The following is a 20,176-nucleotide window of genomic DNA, read 5'->3' as shown; positions in this document are numbered from 1 at the left end:
TATTAATTTTTTACTAGTGACTTAATCACATTTGCTACTCGTTCATCGGCATCGATAATAGCAGCTTCTCGTGCAGCACACGCCATTGTTTCAAGCGCATGACGATCTAATTGTTGAATTTCATTTGCTAAACCTGACGCCGTCAAATCCATTTGCTCAATCATTTTTGCAGCGCCACATTGCACTAAATGATCGGCATTCAGTGCCTGCTGACGATCTTTGTGCATAAATGGAATAAAGATGGCACCAACACCTGCTGCAGACAATTCAGAAACAGTAAGCGCCCCTGAGCGACAAACGACTAAATCTGCCCAACTATAAGCGGCAGCGACATCATCAATAAATTCAGTGACTTTATGAGGAGTTGTGGTTTGTTCGGTATAAGCTTGCTCAGTCGATTGCTGATTGCCTTTACCTGCTTGGTGCCAAATCGTCACGCTATCACCTAATACCTTTGCCACTTCAGGCATGGTTTGGTTCAAAATGCGTGCGCCTTGACTCCCCCCCATCACCAAAATACGAATCGGCCCAGTACGCTCAGCAAAACGTTCAGTTGGTGCTGGTAAAACTGTCACGTCATGACGCACAGGGTTACCCACAACGTCTTTATTCGGAAATGCACCAGGGAAAGCTTGTAGTACTTTAGCTGCAATTTTTGAAAGCCACTGGTTAGTTAACCCTGCTACAGCATTTTGCTCATGCAATACAACAGGTACGCCAGATAGCCAAGCCGCAACACCGCCAGGACCACTAACATATCCCCCCATGCCAAGTACAACATCAGGTTGCCATGCTTTAATATATTTACGCGCTTGTAAAATCGCACCCACAATTTTAAACGGTGCGGTCAGTAAACGCAGTACACCTTGACCACGCAAACCTTTCACTTTAATGAAGTCAATTTCAATACCATGTTTAGGTACTAAATCTGCTTCCATACGATCTGCGGTACCTAACCAGCGGATCTCCCATCCTTGTTGTTGCAATTTTTGCGCAACGGCAAGACCTGGAAATACATGTCCACCAGTACCACCCGCCATTACTAATAAACGTTTATTCTTTGTCATGAGCATCTTTTTTATCATTATTTAATTGAGTAGGCTCACTAAGTAAAGCCTCTGGATCGGTAGCAACTTGCTGCACCGCTCCGTCCATATTATCGAGCGCTTCATCATCAATTTCAGCCGGCTCTGCTGACTCAAATTTCTCCGCGACACGCTGCTCAAAATCAATACGAATAAGAATGGCAACCGCTGCTGCCATAATAAATAAACTGGAACCACCGTAACTGATCAGTGGTAATGTTAAACCTTTGGTTGGAACAATACCGGCTGCAGCACCAACGTTAACAAGGGTTTGGAATGCAAACCAAAAGCCGAAACCAAATGCTAGAAAGCCACCAAACAGCAAGCCACTTTCAAGACATTTACGACCAATCATTAAGGCTTTGTAAACCAGAGCAAATAGTAGACACAGCACAACAATCACACCCGCTAAGCCTAACTCTTCAGCCAAAACCGCAAATACAAAGTCAGTGTGTGCTTCAGGTAGGTATGCCAACTTTTGAATTGAGTTACCTAAACCTTGCCCAAACCATTCACCACGACCAAATGCCATTAATGACTGAGTCAGCTGATAACCACTACCGTAAGGATCTTGCCACGGATCAAGAAATGACGTTACGCGGCGCATACGATAGGGTTCTAAAACGATCAAAAAGGCAATACCCACAAGCGCTGTGCCTAGCATCATTAAAAATTGCCAGAGTTTTGCACCTGCGATAAAGAGCATACCGATAGTGGTAACAAACATTACTACCGATGAGCCTAAATCGGGCTGCATCAGCAATAACACGCAAAGAATCCCTAGTACGGCAAGTGGTTTTAGGAAGCCAATAAAGCTGCCGCGCACTTGGTTATATTGTCTGACAAGGTAACCGGCGAGAAATATAAATAAAGAGAGCTTGGCAACTTCGGCTGGCTGAAGGTTAAATATGCCTAATGGGATCCAACGTGCAGCACCATTAACTGATCGTCCAATAATTAACACGACTGCGAGTAAAACTATGGATATCAACAACATAGGAAAACTATATTGCTTCCATTTCGCTAGTGGTATTTGCAATACAATGGCAGCAATAAAAATTGCGCCACAAAGAAAGAATGCATGACGATAGGCAAAATAAAAAGGAATGCCTGTTAGGCGTGTAGCTACAGGAACAGAAGCCGATGTCACCATCACAAGGCCTGTGATCATCAATGCAATTGCAATCCAAACCAGTTGGCGATCATACAAACAGGGCTTACTTGGCTTAACAAACCAGCCCCCCACAGCAGCAAATCCATTACGGATCATTGTAAACATCAAATATTTCCTGAAACCGAATCTTGTAACTGAATCGCTTGTTCAACAAAAGCATCGCCACGTGCCATGAAGTTGGCAAATTGATCCCAACTTGCACAAGCGGGCGATAATAAAACCATGTCTCCAGATTGAACGGTGCGGCTAATACAGACCATAGCGTCACTCATGGTTTCAACACTAATGGCATTATCAACAACATCGTTAAATAAATGTCGGTCGCGACCAAAGCTATACAACTGTACGTTTAAGTCAGCTAAAACAGGTTTTAGTTCACTGAACTCGGCACCTTTGCTATCACCGCCCATCAATAGGTGCAATTTACCCTCAAGCTGCAAACCATTCAGCGCTGCTAACGTGCTTGCAAGATTCGTAGCTTTTGAATCATTAACCCATCGAATTCCGTGACGATGAACTGCAAGTTGGCAACGATGTGCAAGACCGGTATAACGTTGCATTGCACGACATGCTGCATCACGCGGGATCCCAGCAGCATCTGCAAGCGCAAGTGCTGCTAAACAGTTGGCAACATTATGGCGTCCGACTAAAGCAATATCAGCTACAGCCATTATCGCTTCACCGTTCACGGCTAACCACTCATTTCCATTAACTAAAACAATGCCATAGTCTTGATTATCAAAACCAAAACTTGTCATTGCACCACTAAACTGAGTCGGTTTTGTCGCTAGATCATCACGATTGAATACAGCCAATTTTGCATGTTCAAATATTCGCATTTTCGCTTGGCTATATTGTGCTAAACCACCAGGGTAACGATCCATATGATCTTCAGAAAGGTTTAGGTAAACAGCTGCGGTTAACTCAAGAGATGTCGTGGTTTCTAACTGGAAGCTCGAAAGCTCTAGCACGTACAACTGATGTTGCTGCGCTAGCATATCAAGCGCAGCAAAGCCGATATTTCCACCAACACCAACATCAATACCGGCTTCTTTTGCCATTTCACCCACTAGACTCGTTACGGTACTTTTACCGTTAGAGCCAGTGATCGCAACGACGGGTTTATCAACTTCACGAGCAAACAGTTCGATATCACCAATGATTTCTACGCCAGCTTCAGCAGCGAGTACAAGCTCTGGCGTTGCTAATGCAATACCAGGGCTTGCAATGATCATGTCAGCAGATAATAGCCATTCACTATTCCATTGCCCGCTACATAGCTCTACGGAGTCTGGCAATTGATCTTGGCCTGGCGGGTTATCACGGGTATCAATCACTTTAATAGTTAATGATTGTGGTAAACGCATTAAATGATTTACGACAGATAGCCCTGTCATCCCTAAACCGATCACAACGATCGTATTCACACCAGCCAAGCCTTTCATTTTTAACGAACCTTAAGCGTTGCTAACGCAATTAATACCAACATCAATGTAATGATCCAAAAGCGCACGATAACACGTGGCTCTGGCCAGCCTTTTAATTCGTAATGGTGGTGAATCGGTGCCATACGGAAGATACGTTGACCACGTAGTTTATATGAACCTACCTGTAGGATTACCGACACTGTTTCCATTACAAAGACACCGCCCATGATCACAAGCAGTAGCTCTTGGCGAACAAGAACAGCAATCGTACCCAGTGCGCCACCTAATGCTAATGAGCCAACATCGCCCATAAAGACTTGTGCAGGGTAGGTGTTAAACCATAGGAAGCCAAGACCTGCACCAACGATAGCAGTACAGACAATTACTAGCTCACCAGCATCTTTGATGTACGGAATATGAAGGTATTCTGCGTAGTTAAAGTTACCCGTTGCCCATGCAATAAAAGCAAGACCTGCCGATACCATCACTGTTGGCATAATCGCTAAACCATCAAGACCATCAGTTAGATTTACCGCATTACTGGTACCAACAATCACAAAGTAAGTCATCACGATGTAGAACAGACCAAGTTGAGGCATGACATCTTTAAAGAAAGGCACAACTAATTGGGTGGCAGCAGTATCTTTACCGTAGGCATATAGCGCAAAAGCAACAACTAATGCGATAGCTGACTGCCAGAAGTATTTCCAACGCGCAATCAAGCCATCGGTATTTTTACGTACGACTTTACGGTAATCATCAACAAAGCCCACAGCACCATAACCCAACATCACGATGAGTACAGCCCAAACATAAGGGTTAGTTAAGTCACACCATAGCAGTACAGTAAAAGTGATCGCAGCAAGGATCATGATACCGCCCATGGTCGGCGTACCACGTTTGCTAAAGTGAGACTCAGGACCTTCGTTACGTACTACCTGACCAATTTGCAGCATTTGCAAACGGGCTATCATCCGAGGTCCCAACCATAACGAAAACAGCAGCGCTGTTAGAATACTCATGATTGCTCTAAATGTAAGGTATTCGAACAATCGGAAAAAAGGGAGTGTTGACTGAAATTGTTCAGCTAACCAGTAAATCATTATTTATCTTCCTGCAAGGCTGCAATTACGTCTTCCATTTTCGAGCTTCTTGCGCCTTTTACTAGCACAGTGACAGTCTCAGCATCAGGTTGACGAGAATATTGTTGTAATTGTTGTTTCAGTGACATGATTAGCGCACCTTTATCACTGAAGTGTTGTCCTTGATTGAGCTCACTAACAACAGCACTTGAATGACCAAACGTCATCACACAATCAAGCTGTTTTGCTTTAGCAAATTCACCCACATCTCGGTGTAAGTTATCACTTTCTTCACCTAGTTCAGCCATATCGCCAAAAATGAAGTAGCGCTTACCTTCAAAGCTTGCTAACACCTCAATAGCTGCTTTTACCGCAGCAACACTGGCATTATAGGTATCATCAATCAGACGTAATCCTGCATAAGGCTCTGTAATATCAAGACGACCTTTTACATTTGCCATTGTCTCAAGCCCAGCTTTAACATCGGCTAATGTTGCACCTAACGAAATCGTTAACGCAGCCGCAGCTAACGCATTGGATACATTATGCATTCCCGCTAGTGCTAAATTAACGTCGATCTTGCCAATTGGGGTGCACATTGTAAAACAAGCTAACCCTTGATTGGTAATCTTTATCTTTTCAGCAAAATAATCCGCTTGATGCGAGTCTGTCGAGAATGTTAATACTTGATGCTGCGCTAATAGTGGCTGCCATAATGCTAAATCATTCGATTCAAGATTAATAATGGCAGTGCCATTTTGTACCAACCCCTCAAAAATTTCGCCTTTTGCTTTTGCTACACCTTGTAACGAGCCAAACCCCTCTAAATGCGCAGCTGCAATATTATTAATTAACGCAACATTAGGCTTAACTAAATTCGTGGTATACGAAATTTCATCTTGATGGTTAGCACCAAGCTCAATCACTGCATATTGATATTCAGGTGTTAAACGCAATAAAGTCAGTGGCGCACCAATATCATTATTAAAATTACCAGCGGTTGCTAATACTTGACCTTTATTAGCTAAAATCGCGGCAGACATTTCTTTTACGGTTGTTTTACCGCAACTTCCGGTTAATGCTAATGTCTTTAAACCATAATTTTCAGTCATTTGAGCTTTAAGCCATGCGCCCATCAACCCTAAAGCAATACGTGTATCACTAACAACTAACTGTGGTAACTCAACAGGTAAGCGTTTACTTACCAATAGTGCTTTAGCACCGTTATCTTTCGCTGTTTGACAAAAATCATGAGCATCAAAACGCTCACCCTTTAACGCGATAAATAGCGTTTCTGATGGGATATTACGTGTATCTGTCGATACCGCAGCAATTGAAGTATCAGCGCCAATTAATTCGGCATTTAATACCGATGCAAGCTGACTTAGTTGAACGTCAATCATGCCAATTCCTTTAATAATGCAGCTACCGTTTCTCGGTCAGAATAATGAATAGTACGATCCGCTAGAATTTGATAATCCTCATGCCCTTTGCCAGCTACTAAGATAATATCTTGGTAAGAAGCATGACTAAGCGCATGACGACAAGCTGTTTCACGATCATGAATAATAGTTGCGGATTCTTGAGAAATAAGGCCTGCTAGCATATCGTCAACTATCGCTTTTGGATCTTCACTGCGAGGGTTATCGTCAGTCAGAATAATTTGATCTGCAAGGCGCTCGGCAACTTCAGCCATCATCGGCCGCTTACCGCTATCACGATCACCACCACAACCAAAAATACACCATAACTTACCGTCACAATGCACACGCAGTGCCTGCAATGCTTTCTCTAACGCATCTGGCGTATGAGCATAATCGACCACCATCATGGCTTTGTCAGTGTCTTGAAAAACTTCCATACGTCCAATTACTGCTTGTAATTTAGGTGCTTTTTCAAGTAAATCAGTCATTGAATGGTTAGTTGCGAGTAATGTCGCTAACGCTAACAACAAGTTGGTGGCATTAAATGATCCAACCAATGGCGCAGTAAATTTACCGCCTCCCCAACTTGAATCAAATTCAATCGTGACACCTTGAGTACTGAACTGGACGTCTGTCGCCCACAGCTTTAAGCCAACATGACTGACAACCGCTTGTGGATCAATCGCAACGGCTACCGCATGTGGTATATCTTTTAGCCATGCCGCGCCAATAGCATCATCCGCATTGATAATTGGTACGCCTGCATCATGCTCGATAAATAGAGATTTCTTTGCTTCAGCATAATTTTGCATGTTGCCATGGTAATCTAAATGATCACGACTTAAATTGGTAAAGATACTTGCTTTGAAATGAAGATCACGAATACGACCTTGAACTAGGCCATGTGATGAAACCTCCATCGCAGCAAAATCAGCACCTTGCTCGACAAGTTGGGTTAAGGTTTGTTGAATTTCAATCGCGCTACCAGTGGTATTTGCTGCAGGTTTTAAGTAAGTCAACAAACCATTTCCGGTCGTCCCCATCACACCCGATTTGTAACCAATTAAATTAGCCCATTGTGCTAATAATTGGCTAATGGTGGTTTTACCGTTAGTCCCTGTTACAGCATACAGTGCTAGCTTTTGATCTGGATGATCAAAGAAGCGTCCAGCAATTGCGGATAGCTTCTGATTAAGATCTTGAAGGTAAACAATATAAACACCATCTTTCAGTGCTACATCCCCTTCATTAGCAATCCCATCAGACTCTGCAATAATAACGCTTGCTCCTGACTTAATCGCCGTTTCAATAAATCGACGACCATCAACAGTGTGTCCTTTCACCGCTACAAATAAACTCCCGGCGGTGACTTCTCTACTGTCTAATGTTATCGCGTCAATCTGGCTCTCTGTAAGTTCAAGAGGCAACTTATCAATTGCCAGCCACGGTGATAACAGTGCCCCTAATTTCATCACAACCTTCGACGATGCCATTATTTAGGCTCCCTTATCAACTTTATGCAACGTATCTGCATCTGGCGGAACATTTAAAATCTGTAAAGCGCTGCCTAATACTTTTGATAGAATTGGCGCAGCAACAGCACCACCATAGAAAACTTTACCTTTCGGCTCATTAACCATAACGACGATCGCTAAGCGAGGATTGCTGATCGGCGCAACACCCACGGTGTAAGAGAAGTAATCATCACCGTAACCGCCTGCAATTGCCTTTTTAGCCGTACCTGTCTTCACACCAACTCGATAACCTGGAACCGCTGCTCGCCAGCCACCACCGCCACCTTTTTTATCGGTTACTGATTCAATCATTAACAAGACTTTCTTAACGATCTTTGGATCGAGCACTTGCTCACCTGGTACGACTTTCTCAGTTTTTAGTATTGATAATGGGCGTTTAATACCATAAGCACCCAGCGTAGTGTAAGCATGGAGTAACTGAATTGGCGTTAACGATAAACCATAGCCGTACGCTAACGTTGCACGTTCAATATCAGACCAACGGTAACGGTTAGGGAAATGACCCGTTGTTTCACCGATCAAGTTAATACCTGATGGCTCATCAAAACCAACTTTACGATAAGTATCAATGATGTAATCAACGGGCATTGCGAGTGACAACTTAGTCACACCAATGTTACTCGATTTTTGTAGGATGCGTTGTACCGTTGCTAATGGTTCGATACGCGAAACATCGGTGATAACTTTGCTACCCACACGGAAATGCTTACTTTGAGGGATCGCAATTAATGTGTGCTCATTCGCAATACCATGCTTAAGCGCGGTATACACAACGAAAGGCTTCACTGTTGAGCCAGGTTCAAAAGTATCGGTAATGACACGGTTACGCATTTTATATGGTTGGCGATCATTACGATTATTTGGGTTAAACGATGGTGCATTGACCATCGCCAGAATTTCACCAGTACGCACATCTGATACCGCAATACTGACAGAAGTCGCGGGGATATCCATCACGCCTTCTTTAGCCGCTCGATATGCAACCGCCTGAATTCTCTGATCAATACTAAGTTGTAATGCTTTACCCGGTTGGCGACTTTTTTGAGAAATATTTTCAACCACGCGACCATAGCGATCTTTACGTACAGTGCGTCGGCCTGGCTCTCCGGTTAACCAGCCGTCATAGGTTTTTTCAACACCATCAAGGCCATGACCATCAATACCAGTAAAGCCTAATAAGTGCGCACTAACTTCACCTGAAGGATAAAAGCGGCGAGACTCATCTTTTAAACCAATACCCGGAAGTTTCAATTTATGGACGTAATTTGCCATCGCAGGACTAACTTGACGGGCAAGATAGATAAAACGGCGTTTTTTCTTTGTTTCTAATTCATGTAATAGCCAGCTGCGGTCGAGATCTAACACATCAGCTAATGCATGCCATCGCTCCACATCACTTAACCCACCATGTTTAAATATTTCTGCAGGGTTAGCAAATACCGCTTGAACAGGCACACTAACCGCTAACTGTTCACCGTTACGATCAGAAATAATACCACGCGCAGAAGGCATTAACTTTGTTCGTAAAGAACGTGCATCACCTTCTTGAATAAGACGCCCAGGTTCCAGTACCTGTATATACGCGGCACGAGCAATTAAGCCGAAAAATCCCAACAAGATAAAAATACAAACAACAGTAAAGCGCCACTTAATAAATGGTTTCGCTTTCTTAGTTACGCTATTTTTCGACGTCGAACGGTTAAATAATTTCATGTTTACTGTATAACAACTTCACTATCAGCGGATGGTCGTTGCATTTTGAGTTCAGTCTCAGCTAATCGTTCAATACGACTGTGCTCTGCAAGCGAGTTTTCTTCAAGGATCTGATTTCGCCATTCCACATCATAGCCTTCACGCTCAGTTAATAATTGTTCTTGTTTCACAATTTGCTGGCGTGTGTCATGGGTGATGTACACGACAGACAATGCTGATGCGAGAATAACAAAAGAAAGAATGAGAGGAACAAGCCCGACGGTGACGAGATCACGTCCAATCAGGCGAGCCAGATTCAATGATGATTCTGTAGGTTGATTCATAGACGCTCAGCCAACCGTAGTACAGAGCTACGCGCTCGCGTGTTATACCCTAATTCATCTTGAGAAGGTTTAATCGCTTTGCCTACCGTTTTAAGCGCGGCGCTACCTAAGGCTTTAATTTGCTCTTCAGTAAGCGGTAAACCAGCAGGAACGTCAGGTCCTTTGCTCTGTTTACGAATAAAGCGTTTTACCATACGATCTTCTAAGGAGTGGAAACTGATCACAGATAAACGACCTTCAGGAGCTAAAATATTCACCGCACCGTTTAGCGCTGTTTCAATTTCATCTAACTCACTGTTGATGTAAATACGAATCGCTTGAAAACTACGTGTTGCTGGGTGTTTGTGCTTATCTTTAAACGGCGATACCGCTGCAATTAAGCTCGCTAATTCACGGGTACGTGTTAATGGCTCTTTTTCCGGGTTTTCACGATGCTCAACAATACCGCGAGCAATACGCTTGGCAAAACGCTCTTCACCAAACTCTTTTAGGACCCATGCAATATCATCCGCTTCCGCTTCTGCTAACCATTCAGCAGCTGACTGACCTGATGTAGGATCCATACGCATATCAAGTGGGCCATCTCGCATAAAGCTAAAGCCGCGTTCGGCATCATCCAATTGCGGTGATGACACACCTAAATCTAATAACACACCATCAACACGACCAATTAAATCACGCTCTTCCATGTATTTTTCCATGCCAGAGAATGGACCATGGATAATTTCGAAGCGAGGATCATCAATCTTCTGAGCTTCAGCAATCGCTTGAGGATCTCGGTCAATACTGTAAAGACGACCATTCTCACCTAAATGAGAAAGAATAAGGCGACTGTGTCCCCCTCGGCCAAAGGTACCATCGATATAAATACCGTCGGGTTTAATTGCTAATCCGTCTACAGATTCATTCAGTAAAACGGAAACGTGCTCAAATTGTTCAGACATAAATATAAGTTCAGCTAAAGTGAAAGCTCACTAAGGCGCGATGACTGTGTTATCGCATCCTCAGCCTGAAGGTTGATATCGTGTTCAATTTGCTGTTGCCACAAAGATTCAGACCAAATTTCAAATTTATTTAATTGGCCTACAAGCATGATCTTATCTTGTAAGTGCGCGTATTGTCGTAAGGTAGCAGGAAGTAGTATTCGTCCCTGCCCATCCATATCACATTCACTAGCGTAGCCGAGTAACAAACGTTGAATTCGACGCTCCGCAGGATGAAGGCTTGATAATGTCGCTAACTTAGCTTCAATGTGTACCCATTCACTGATGGGATAGAGCAACAAGCAAGAAAACTGGTGATCAATAGTGCAAACGAATAAGCCATCGCAATGATCTGTTACTTCGGCACGATAACGCTTAGGAATCGCAATGCGTCCTTTGTTATCGAGCGATATAACTGTTGCGCCTCTTAACATTCAAATGCCCATTCAATGATACTAAAAATCAGCCGTAGTAACCGACTTTAGCAGAATAAAAATAAACAGAATGAGAAAGCACCACTTTTCCCCACAAATTCCCACCATAAAGTGTACGTATGAGACAAAAACGATGTCAAGCGTCTGACAGTAATTCAAACAGAGTTCTAACACACTCTGTAGTCATCAAGCGAAAAGTTATGTTTATGCGGGAATAAGACGAAAAAAAGGTGGTGTTTGTTATCCAAACACCACCTTCTCTAAATGTAGGGAGTCGGTCGATAAGCCGGGTTTTGTTCCGCTTGCGCGGCGGCAATCATTCGTCTAGGTCTGCAATCGCTCACAGACTCAAGCAACCTACCCGTCCCCAACGCGGGCCGCGCCATTAGGGACCTATTTGGTCTTGCTCCGGGTGGAGTTTACCCTGCCACAAACTATTACTAGCTGCGCGGTGCGCTCTTACCGCACCCTTTCACCCTTACCTGTGCACTATTGCAAGCAATAGGCCATCGGCGGTTTGCTCTCTGCTGCACTTGTCGTGGGCTTGCGCCCCCCAGACGTTATCTGGCACCCTGCCCTATGGAGCCCGGACTTTCCTCCCCTTCATCAGTCTCCCAAAGGACATCAATGAAGCAGCGATTACCTGACCAACTCCGACACGGATTGTATAAGACAACGATCACAGTTGCTAGCGAAAAACGAAACAAAATTACAGCCCGGCTAAAAAAACAGCAAAAAAGGGGGATTCCCATCAACTCTTGTCATACAAAGCACAAAAAATTGGAAGCCGTTAATTTTATTTTTAGCCTAAGTTTTCTAAACCCCACTTATACAGCGCATTCTTTTTCGCACCATGAATTTCCGCCGTCAATGCTGCGGCTTTTTTCAATGGTAATTCTTTTACTAACAAACCCAATGTACGTAATGACTCTGCTGATAGTTCTTCTTTTTGTGCGCGATGACCGGCGACTAAAACCACCATCTCGCCACGAACACGATTACTGTCTTCAGCAAGCCACTCAATTAACTCTCCTAATGGTGCACCATGGATTGTTTCATAAGTTTTTGTTAACTCACGCGCTAATACTACTTGGCGTTCGGCACCAAGCACGGCTAACATATCACTCAGGGAATCATTAATACGATGTGGCGATTCGTAAAAAATTAACGTGCGCTCATCGTTTGCTAACGCTTGAAAACAGTCACGGCGACCTTTACTTTTAGGGGGTAAAAAACCCTCAAAACTAAATCGGTCAGAAGGTAAACCAGCACCACTCAAGGCAGTGATCACTGCACATGGGCCTGGTAATGGCACAACTTTAACACCCGCTTGACGACAGCGATTAACAAGATGATACCCTGGATCACTGATCAGCGGCGTACCAGCATCCGATACCAAAGCAATACTGGTACCTGACTGAAGCTTTTCAATCAAGAAGTCAGCTTTTTGCTGCTCATTATGATCATGAAGCGCAAAGGTGCGGGTTGAGATAGAGAAATGGGATAACAAGCGTGATGTATGGCGAGTATCTTCAGCAGCAATCAAATCTACATTTGCTAATACGTCTAATGCTCGTTGTGTTATATCAGCCAAATTACCGATGGGTGTAGGTACGATGTATAACGTAGCAACATCAACCATGCTTGAATTGGTTTCACTCATTTGTCTTAGATCTCATCTGCAATTAATATCAAGAGTAATTTGTCACAGTTGAATGAATTCAATGCCCAATTTTACCCATAAGCGTAAAAGTGTATCACGACTAATGGCGCCTGTAGCCCTTGCTGTTATTTTAGCAGGATGTAGCACGCCAAACCTGTACAATCAGCAGGCTCCATTAACGGATATCACTGCGGCAGCCGCTCAAAGCTCAGCCGCTTACCTCAGTAAAGCTCAAGCCAGTAAAGGTGCCGAGCGTATTAACTGGGAAATATTAGCTCTTAAAGCAATGATAGAAGAAGGCAAATGGCAGCAAGCTGACCAACAAGTAGCCAAACTATCACAACAATCGATGAGCCCTTTGCAAATTGCTGAATGGCAACTTGCTCGTGCTGCGATCCGCTATCATCAAGGGCAATATCAAGAAGCACTTAATAGTTTGAACTTCCAACCATCTTGGCAGTTAACTAAAAGTCAGTACCAACGCTATTACACTTTCCGTGCTGAATTATTAGATCAACTTAATCATAAATTTCAAGCAGCCCGTGAACGTAGCAAACTTGATTTTTACTTAAGTCATGATCAAAAAGCAGCCAATTGGAATAACCTGTGGAATGATTTATCCGGTTACTCCAACACACAACTTAGCAACGTAAAAATTGGTAGTGATGAAGGCGTATTGAAAGGCTGGGTTGAACTTGCCATGCTTAAAAATAGCGCTAGCCGTCAACCCGGAAAGCTAAAAGATGCGGTTGAACAATGGTTAAGCCAACATCCATACCATCCAGCTAATCAATATTTACCGGCTGAGCTAGAAGCGGTAATGAATCTTAAAGCCATTAAGTTGGATAATGTTGCCTTACTTTTACCCTTATCCGGTCGCTTTGCCGCACAAGGTAAAACCGTTCGTGATGGCTTCGTAAATGCCATGATGGACGATGCAGGGCGAAACGCTGATACAGAACTTAATATCTATGATACTGAAGCTGAACCTATGGCTTCGATCATGGCGAAACTACAACAAAATGGAACACAATTTGTTGTAGGTCCACTGCGTAAAAATAAAATATTAGAATTTCAGCAAGATAATACGACTCACATCAATACACTGGCGTTAAATATGCCACCTGAAATTAATAGTAGTCACCCTAATGCTTGTTATTTTGCTTTATCGCCAGAGCAAGATGCAGAACAAGCCGCAGAGCATATTTTCAGTGAGGGTCATCGTAACCCTGTGGTACTTGTACCTTCGAACAGTTACGGTCAACGAGTCAGTACCGCCTTTAATCAAGAATGGACAAGCTTAAATAGTCAACCAGCACAGATAGCTACCTTTGGTGCTCGTGACGAGATCCCACAGCAAATCCGTCAAGTATTTGGTCGCGCACCAGGTAGCCGTACCGATGCTATTTATATAGTTGCTAGTAAAAATGAATTGATGACTATCAAACCATTTATTGAAGCATCATTACCGCCAAGTGGTAATCCTCCACAAATTTATGTCGGCTCTCGAAGTAACCCTGATCGCAAAGGAAACTCTCCAGAGATCCGTGGTGTTGAACTTGGTGATATTCCACTCTTAATCAACCCTCCAGCAAGTTATATGGAGCGTTTCAACCAGTTGTGGCCTAATGAAGGCAACACAAGTATTCGTCTTCATGCCTTTGGTATGGATGCCTACCTGTTAAGTACTGAATTACCGCAATTACGTGCAATGAGTGATTACACTACACAAGGCGCTACTGGTAAATTAAGTGCCGACCACCAATGTGTAATTAACCGCCAAATTGATTGGGGTAAATTCACCGTAGACGGCATTCAACCTGAATAAAAGACAGCAAGGTCAAGCTTATGAACGGATGGCGGAACAATTTTTGTCTCGCCACCGTCTTAAGCTTATCGAACGAAATTTTAGCTGTCGCGGTGGTGAAATTGATTTAATTATGCGACAAGGTAAATGTTTTGTCTTTATTGAAGTAAAATACCGGACACATCGCCATTTCGGTTCAGCTTCAGAAGCGGTGAATTGGCATAAACAACAAAAAATCAAACGCACCGCCCTTTTTTGGTTACAAAAAAATGGCTTTTCAATCGAACAAACTGAATGTCGGTTTGATGTCGTGACAATTGAAGGCCAAGAACACCATATCGAGTGGCATACCAACATCTTAGTTGAAGGTTAATCATGCTAGATAGCATTCGCGAAAGTTTTACCGAAAGTATTCAAACTCAAATTGCAGCAGCAGAAGCACTTCCAGATTCCATCTCAAAAGCCGCCCAAGTTATGGTGCAAAGCCTATTAAACGGTAATAAAATTTTATGTTGCGGTAATGGTGGTTCAGCAGCTAATTCACAACATTTTGCTTCATGTCTTATTAACCGCTTTGAAACTGAGCGCCCAAGCCTTCCCGCTTTAGCATTAACCGCTGACACAACAATTTTGACAGCGATTGCTAACGATTATCACCACGATGAAGTATTTTCAAAACAAGTGCGTGCTCTCGGTCAAGCCGGGGATATTCTGTTTGTTTTATCTACCAGTGGTAATAGTAAAAATATTATCAAAGCAATGGAAGCGGCACTCACACGAGATATGACGATCATTGCTTTAACGGGTAAAGATGGCGGTGAAATGGCAGGATTACTTGGCGTACAAGACGTTGAAATCCGAATTCCCTCACAACGAACCGCTCGTATTCAAGAAGTTCACTTATTAACAGTACATTGCTTATGCGATCTTATTGACCAAGTACTCTTCCCGCACCACGAAGGATAACCCATGAATTGGCTAAGTCGCTTACTTCTTGTGTGCGTCTTTGTGTTACAAGGATGTTCAAGTTTTTCTACACAAGATCCACGAGATATAGAACAACACTGGCAAGATCAAAAAGTTGAAATGGATATTGCAGGCATGGCGAATAGTCGCCAATTTACACGCTCAATTAGTGCAAATAGCATGTCCCTTAACGGCAAAGTATTATTGATTGGTCAAGCTACATCAGCTTCAGTAAAAGCGCAATTTGGTCAGCAAGTGAGACATCTTGCTAATGTCAAAGATGTCTATAACCAGCTCGAAGTAAGACCCTTACTAGGAGTTGGTGATATTAGTTATGATGCTTGGCTAACAACAAAAGTTAAATCCCAGCTTATCGCGAGTAAACAACTCACAGGCGCGGTGATTAAAGTGATCAGCGAAGGTGGAAAAGTCTATCTATTAGGCTACGTAACACCACGCCAAGGAGATGTTGCTGTGAATATCGCACGCAATATCAGTGGGGTACAAAAAGTTGTTACATTATTTGAACCACATCAAAATAGCTAACAGCGCTTTATAAATGCATAAAAAAACGCAGCCTATTGGCTGCGTTTTTATTAAAGAGAAACTAATTACTTAACAACACGTAAGCTTGGACGACCACGAGGACGTGGTGGCTCATCATCAGGCTCATCACCCGCAATTTCAGTTTCACTTACCACGGCAAATGGAGAGCTTGACTCTGACGCGTCATCAATCATTTCTTCGATATCATCAACATCATCAAAGACAGGCATATCTGATTCATAGCTAGGTTCTGGCTCAAACATTGTTCCTGCTCCGTTTTCACGCGCATAAACAGCAAGCACAGCGTACATAGGTACGATAACAGAATGTGGACGACCACTAAAACGCGCATTAAAGCTAACCGCTTCATTACCCAGTTCTAAATTACCCACTGCACGAGGAGCTACATTTAGGATGATTTGACCATCACTAACGAACTCCATTGGTACTTGTACACCTGGTAATGTTGCATCAACAACCAAGTGAGGTGTGAGATCATTGTCCACTAACCAATCATAAAATGCCCGCAACAGATAAGGTCGACGCGGTGTCATTTTTTCCATATCCATACTACTGGCCAGCTAAACGCATTTCACGTTCAGCTTCAGTCAATGAAGCTAGGAAAGAATCACGTTCAAATACACGTGTCATGTAAGTTTTCACTTCTTTTGCACCAGCACCACTTAGTTCAATACCCATTTCAGGTAGACGCCATAATAGTGGAGCAAGATAACAATCAACAAGGCTGAATTCATCACTCATGAAGAATGGGAATTCTGCAAATACTGGTGCTAATGCAAGTAGCTCTTCACGTAATTGCTTACGTGCTTTATCAGCTTCATCAGCAGTGCCAGTATTGATTTTCTCTGCAAGTGAGTACCAGTTACGCTCAACACGGTACATCATTAGACGGCTGTTACCACGAGCAACAGGGTAAACCGGCATTAGAGGTGGGTGAGGAAAACGCTCATCCAAGTACTCCATAATGATGTTCGCTTGGTATAGTGCTAATTCACGATCAACCAATGTCGGAACTGACTGATATGGATTCAGCTCTAACAGATCTTCAGGTAGATTCAATGGATCAACCAGCTCGATTTCAACACTAACACCTTTCTCGGCTAGTACGATACGCACCTGATGGCTGTAGATGTCTGAAGCATCAGAATACAGAGTCATCACAGAGCGTTTATTGGCAGCAACAGCCATCAACCCCTCCAGTATATTTAATACACAAAAAGCAATGGAGGCTTAAGCCCCCATTGCGAGATTCTTAACCCACTAGATTACCTTATCAGTGGACATCACGCCAATATTCTTTCTTCAACAATACTGTTAAAACAAAGAATACCGCAATAAAGCCCATCACCCACAAGCCCATTTGCTGTCGTTCCAGCTTCATTGGCTCAGCAGAGTAATCGAGGAAGTTAACCAAATCACGTACCATGTCGTCATATTCTTCGGCGTTTAGCTCTCCGGTACCATCAGATTCGATTCCTACAAACTCTTGAACTTTCTCACCGTCAATCGTTTTGGTTTCAAATACTTTATGTGGCGCGCCTTGTAGTTCTTCAAGAACATGTGGCATACCGACACTTGGGAACACGACATTATTCACACCAAATGGACGGCTCGGATCAGCGTAGAAGGATCGTAAGTAAGTATAGATCCAATCTGTGCCTCGAACACGCGCAACCAAGGTTAAATCAGGTGCAGGTGCGCCAAATGAAGCCCCCGCATACTCTGTTGAAATCGCATTTGTCATCAAATCACCAATTTTAGCGTTTTGATCAAAAATCAAATTCTCTTTCATTAACTTTGGAGGAATACCAAGATCTTCTGCTACTCGCTCGTAACGTTGATATTCTGTTGAATGACATCCAGAACAATAATTCATGAATGTCTTTGCGCCACGTTGAAGTGATGCTTTATCTGTTAAGTCATTATTCGCCGCATCTAAAGGTACATTACCACCTGCTGCAAAAGCAAAGGTAGGAAGCACCGCCAGCAGCGTTACAATCAATTTTTTCATTTGAATGTCACCCTCTCTGGTAGCGGTTTTGTTGCCTCATTTTTACTGTAGAAGAACAGCAAAATAAAGAACATAAAGTAAGCAAAGCTAAAGATCTGTGCAAGCAATGTATAGGTAGGAGTTGCTGGTAGCGCACCTAAAATACCTAATGCAATAAAGCTTATAGTGAACTGACAAATGTTGATCAAATGCACTTTGCTACGATAACGGAAAGAGCGAACTTTACAGCGATCGAACCACGGTAACAGGAATAGGAAGACAATCGATGCTCCCATTGCCACTACACCTAATAGCTTATCGGGTACCGCGCGCAAGATCGCATAGAACGGAGTGAAATACCAAACAGGTGCAATATGCTCAGGTGTTTTTAGCGGGTTTGCAGCTTCAAAGTTAGGCGGCTCAAGGAAGTAACCTCCCATTTCTGGGTTAAAGAAAATCACGTAACTAAAGAAGAAAGCAAAGACAGCGACACCGACCATATCTTTTACCGTTCCATATGGATGGAATGGGATCGAATCAATGATGTCATATTTCTTGCTGTAGTACTCATGGAATGGGAATTGTGTCTTATACCCTTCACCTTTTGAACCTTTTGGTAATTTAGTTTCAATACCATCAGGGTTGTTTGAGCCTACTTCATGTAGTGCAAGTACGTGTAATACAATAAGCAACAACAATACAATTGGCAGCGCAATAACATGTAACGCAAAGAAACGGTTTAGTGTTGCTCCTGAGATCACGTAATCACCACGGATCCACAGTGTAAGATCATCACCAATAACCGGTATTGCACCAAATAATGAAATAATTACCTGTGCGCCCCAGTATGACATTTGTCCCCATGGTAATAGGTATCCCATAAAGGCTTCAGCCATTAGAACAAGGAAGATCAACATACCAAATAGCCACAATAACTCTCGAGGCTTTTGGTAAGAACCGTAGATCAAACCACGGAACATATGCAGGTAAATCACCACAAAAAATGCCGATGCGCCTGTTGAGTGCATATAACGCAACAACCAACCGTATTCCACATCTCGCATGATATATTCAATGGAAGCAAATGCCCCATCGCCTGATGGCACATAGTTCATGGTCAGCCAGATCCCTGTGACGATCTGATTGACCAGTACTAGCATGGCTAGTGAGCCAAAGATGTACCAAAAGTTAAAGTTTTTCGGCATTGGATATTCTGAAACGTGCTTCTTGTAAGCATTCATTACAGGTAGACGTTTTTCAATCCAACCTAATAGCGCGTCCATTATGCGACCTCCCCATCAACACCAACGATAATCGTGTTGTCATCTAAGAATTGATATGGAGGTATCACGAGGTTCAATGGCGCAGGCACGCCTGCAAACACACGACCTGCCATATCAAATTTGGAACCATGACATGGGCAGAAGAACCCTGACGATACGCCATTTACTTGTTCATTAAAGCTATCTGGTAAATAAGTCGGAGAACAGCCAAGGTGAGTACAAATACCCACGGCTAAAAAGATTTCAGGCTTTACTGAACGGAATTCATTTTGTGCATAAGATGGTTGCTGAGGTTCTTCTGATGAAGGATCTCGTAATTGACCATCATGGGTACTTAACTCTTGTAAAATAGCTTCGCTGCGACGAACAACCCACACAGGTTTGCCTCGCCATTCAACGCGAACCATTTGTCCATCTTCTAATTTACTGATATCAACTTCGACAGGGGCACCGGCTGCTTTTGCTTTCGCACTCGGATTCCATGATTTGATAAAAGGAACGGCGACAGCTGCAGCTCCCAACCCGCCAACAACCGAGGTTGTTGCGGTCAGAAAGCGACGTCGTCCTTTACTTACTGGCGCATTGCTCATCCAATATTCTCCCTTACTCCCGCTTTGGATTATTATTATGTCCTTATGCGTCCCTGGAGCTACGGCTAACTTCCAACGAAAAGGTAACAGTAAAATTACAAATTTAAACTGTTTCCAACATCAAGAGGAT

General features: G+C 43.1%; 20 protein-coding genes and 1 other RNA gene. 4 read left to right on the top strand and 17 right to left on the bottom strand.

The window, feature by feature from the left end; genetic code table 11:
* Positions 1-2: 2 nt before the first annotated feature.
* The 12 genes from murG to rsmI form a co-directional block, all read right to left on the bottom strand.
* Positions 3-1,067 carry an undecaprenyldiphospho-muramoylpentapeptide beta-N-acetylglucosaminyltransferase gene (murG, locus tag I3259_RS02185; RefSeq protein ID WP_238028120.1) on the bottom strand — a complete coding sequence of 355 codons (1,065 nt, stop codon included), beginning with the start codon at positions 1,065-1,067 and terminating at the stop codon, positions 3-5.
* Positions 1,054-2,364: a cell division protein FtsW gene (ftsW, locus tag I3259_RS02180; RefSeq protein ID WP_238028119.1), complete on the bottom strand. Its 1,311-nt coding sequence runs from the start codon at positions 2,362-2,364 to the stop codon at positions 1,054-1,056. The genes murG and ftsW overlap by 14 nt, the downstream gene beginning before the upstream one ends.
* Positions 2,364-3,704, bottom strand: coding sequence for a UDP-N-acetylmuramoyl-L-alanine--D-glutamate ligase (gene murD / locus I3259_RS02175; RefSeq protein ID WP_238028118.1), 1,341 nt, complete (start codon positions 3,702-3,704; stop codon positions 2,364-2,366). The genes ftsW and murD overlap by 1 nt, the downstream gene beginning before the upstream one ends.
* Positions 3,705-3,706: 2 nt before the next feature.
* Positions 3,707-4,789 (bottom strand): phospho-N-acetylmuramoyl-pentapeptide-transferase, encoded by a 1,083-nt coding sequence (mraY, locus tag I3259_RS02170; protein ID WP_238028117.1) that lies wholly within the window; start codon positions 4,787-4,789, stop codon positions 3,707-3,709.
* Positions 4,789-6,171 (bottom strand): UDP-N-acetylmuramoyl-tripeptide--D-alanyl-D-alanine ligase, encoded by a 1,383-nt coding sequence (gene murF, locus I3259_RS02165; RefSeq protein ID WP_238028116.1) that lies wholly within the window; start codon positions 6,169-6,171, stop codon positions 4,789-4,791. Before murF ends, mraY begins: the two co-directional genes overlap by 1 nt.
* Positions 6,168-7,685, bottom strand: a complete 1,518-nt coding sequence (murE, locus tag I3259_RS02160; RefSeq protein WP_238028115.1) for a UDP-N-acetylmuramoyl-L-alanyl-D-glutamate--2,6-diaminopimelate ligase — start codon at positions 7,683-7,685, stop codon at positions 6,168-6,170. Before murE ends, murF begins: the two co-directional genes overlap by 4 nt.
* Before the next feature lie 3 nt (positions 7,686-7,688).
* Positions 7,689-9,440 carry a penicillin-binding transpeptidase domain-containing protein gene (locus I3259_RS02155; protein WP_238028114.1) on the bottom strand — a complete coding sequence of 584 codons (1,752 nt, stop codon included), beginning with the start codon at positions 9,438-9,440 and terminating at the stop codon, positions 7,689-7,691.
* 2 nt (positions 9,441-9,442) lie between these two features.
* Positions 9,443-9,763 (bottom strand): cell division protein FtsL, encoded by a 321-nt coding sequence (gene ftsL, locus I3259_RS02150; protein WP_238028113.1) that lies wholly within the window; start codon positions 9,761-9,763, stop codon positions 9,443-9,445.
* Positions 9,760-10,707 (bottom strand): 16S rRNA (cytosine(1402)-N(4))-methyltransferase RsmH, encoded by a 948-nt coding sequence (rsmH, locus tag I3259_RS02145; protein ID WP_238028112.1) that lies wholly within the window; start codon positions 10,705-10,707, stop codon positions 9,760-9,762. Before rsmH ends, ftsL begins: the two co-directional genes overlap by 4 nt.
* Before the next feature lie 14 nt (positions 10,708-10,721).
* Positions 10,722-11,180, bottom strand: coding sequence for a division/cell wall cluster transcriptional repressor MraZ (mraZ, locus tag I3259_RS02140; protein ID WP_238028111.1), 459 nt, complete (start codon positions 11,178-11,180; stop codon positions 10,722-10,724).
* A 266-nt stretch (positions 11,181-11,446) separates the two neighbouring features.
* Positions 11,447-11,835, bottom strand: an RNA gene (rnpB, locus tag I3259_RS02135) — RNase P RNA component class A.
* A 147-nt stretch (positions 11,836-11,982) separates the two neighbouring features.
* On the bottom strand, positions 11,983-12,843 hold the full coding sequence (gene rsmI, locus I3259_RS02130) for a 16S rRNA (cytidine(1402)-2'-O)-methyltransferase (RefSeq protein WP_005371210.1): 861 nt from the start codon (positions 12,841-12,843) through the stop codon (positions 11,983-11,985).
* A 103-nt stretch (positions 12,844-12,946) separates the two neighbouring features.
* Between rsmI and I3259_RS02125 the strand changes: the two genes are divergently transcribed.
* The 4 genes from I3259_RS02125 to I3259_RS02110 are packed head-to-tail and all read left to right on the top strand — an operon-like array spanning position 12,947 to position 16,162.
* The gene (locus I3259_RS02125) at positions 12,947-14,671 is read left to right on the top strand and encodes a penicillin-binding protein activator (RefSeq protein WP_238028110.1); all 1,725 of its coding nucleotides are present in this window, start codon (positions 12,947-12,949) and stop codon (positions 14,669-14,671) included.
* Entirely contained in the window at positions 14,664-15,023 is a 360-nt protein-coding gene (locus tag I3259_RS02120) for a YraN family protein (RefSeq protein ID WP_255721044.1), read from the top strand. The genes I3259_RS02125 and I3259_RS02120 overlap by 8 nt, the downstream gene beginning before the upstream one ends.
* Before the next feature lie 2 nt (positions 15,024-15,025).
* Positions 15,026-15,616 (top strand): DnaA initiator-associating protein DiaA, encoded by a 591-nt coding sequence (diaA, locus tag I3259_RS02115; RefSeq protein WP_238028108.1) that lies wholly within the window; start codon positions 15,026-15,028, stop codon positions 15,614-15,616.
* Between the two features lie 3 nt (positions 15,617-15,619).
* Positions 15,620-16,162: a BON domain-containing protein gene (locus I3259_RS02110; protein ID WP_238028107.1), complete on the top strand. Its 543-nt coding sequence runs from the start codon at positions 15,620-15,622 to the stop codon at positions 16,160-16,162.
* Between the two features lie 65 nt (positions 16,163-16,227).
* Here the strand turns inward: I3259_RS02110 and sspB are convergent, their stop codons facing one another.
* The 5 genes from sspB to petA form a co-directional block, all read right to left on the bottom strand.
* Positions 16,228-16,731 carry a ClpXP protease specificity-enhancing factor gene (sspB, locus tag I3259_RS02105; protein WP_238028106.1) on the bottom strand — a complete coding sequence of 168 codons (504 nt, stop codon included), beginning with the start codon at positions 16,729-16,731 and terminating at the stop codon, positions 16,228-16,230.
* A gap of 1 nt (position 16,732) precedes the next feature.
* Positions 16,733-17,371, bottom strand: a complete 639-nt coding sequence (sspA, locus tag I3259_RS02100) for a stringent starvation protein SspA (protein WP_005371197.1) — start codon at positions 17,369-17,371, stop codon at positions 16,733-16,735.
* 85 nt (positions 17,372-17,456) lie between these two features.
* Complete coding sequence (locus I3259_RS02095) at positions 17,457-18,194, bottom strand: cytochrome c1 (RefSeq protein ID WP_238028105.1); 738 nt, start codon at positions 18,192-18,194, stop codon at positions 17,457-17,459.
* On the bottom strand, positions 18,191-19,456 hold the full coding sequence (locus tag I3259_RS02090; protein ID WP_238028104.1) for a cytochrome bc complex cytochrome b subunit: 1,266 nt from the start codon (positions 19,454-19,456) through the stop codon (positions 18,191-18,193). The genes I3259_RS02095 and I3259_RS02090 overlap by 4 nt, the downstream gene beginning before the upstream one ends.
* Complete coding sequence (gene petA, locus I3259_RS02085) at positions 19,456-20,046, bottom strand: ubiquinol-cytochrome c reductase iron-sulfur subunit (protein WP_238028103.1); 591 nt, start codon at positions 20,044-20,046, stop codon at positions 19,456-19,458. The genes I3259_RS02090 and petA overlap by 1 nt, the downstream gene beginning before the upstream one ends.
* Positions 20,047-20,176: the final 130 nt, after the last annotated feature.

It is taken from the genome of Photobacterium sp. Ph5 (assembly GCF_022129445.1).
Classification (GTDB): Bacteria; Pseudomonadota; Gammaproteobacteria; order Enterobacterales; family Vibrionaceae; genus Photobacterium.
The sequence above is the reverse complement of the archived record's forward strand: the minus strand, read 5'-3'. Positions and strand labels throughout refer to the sequence as shown.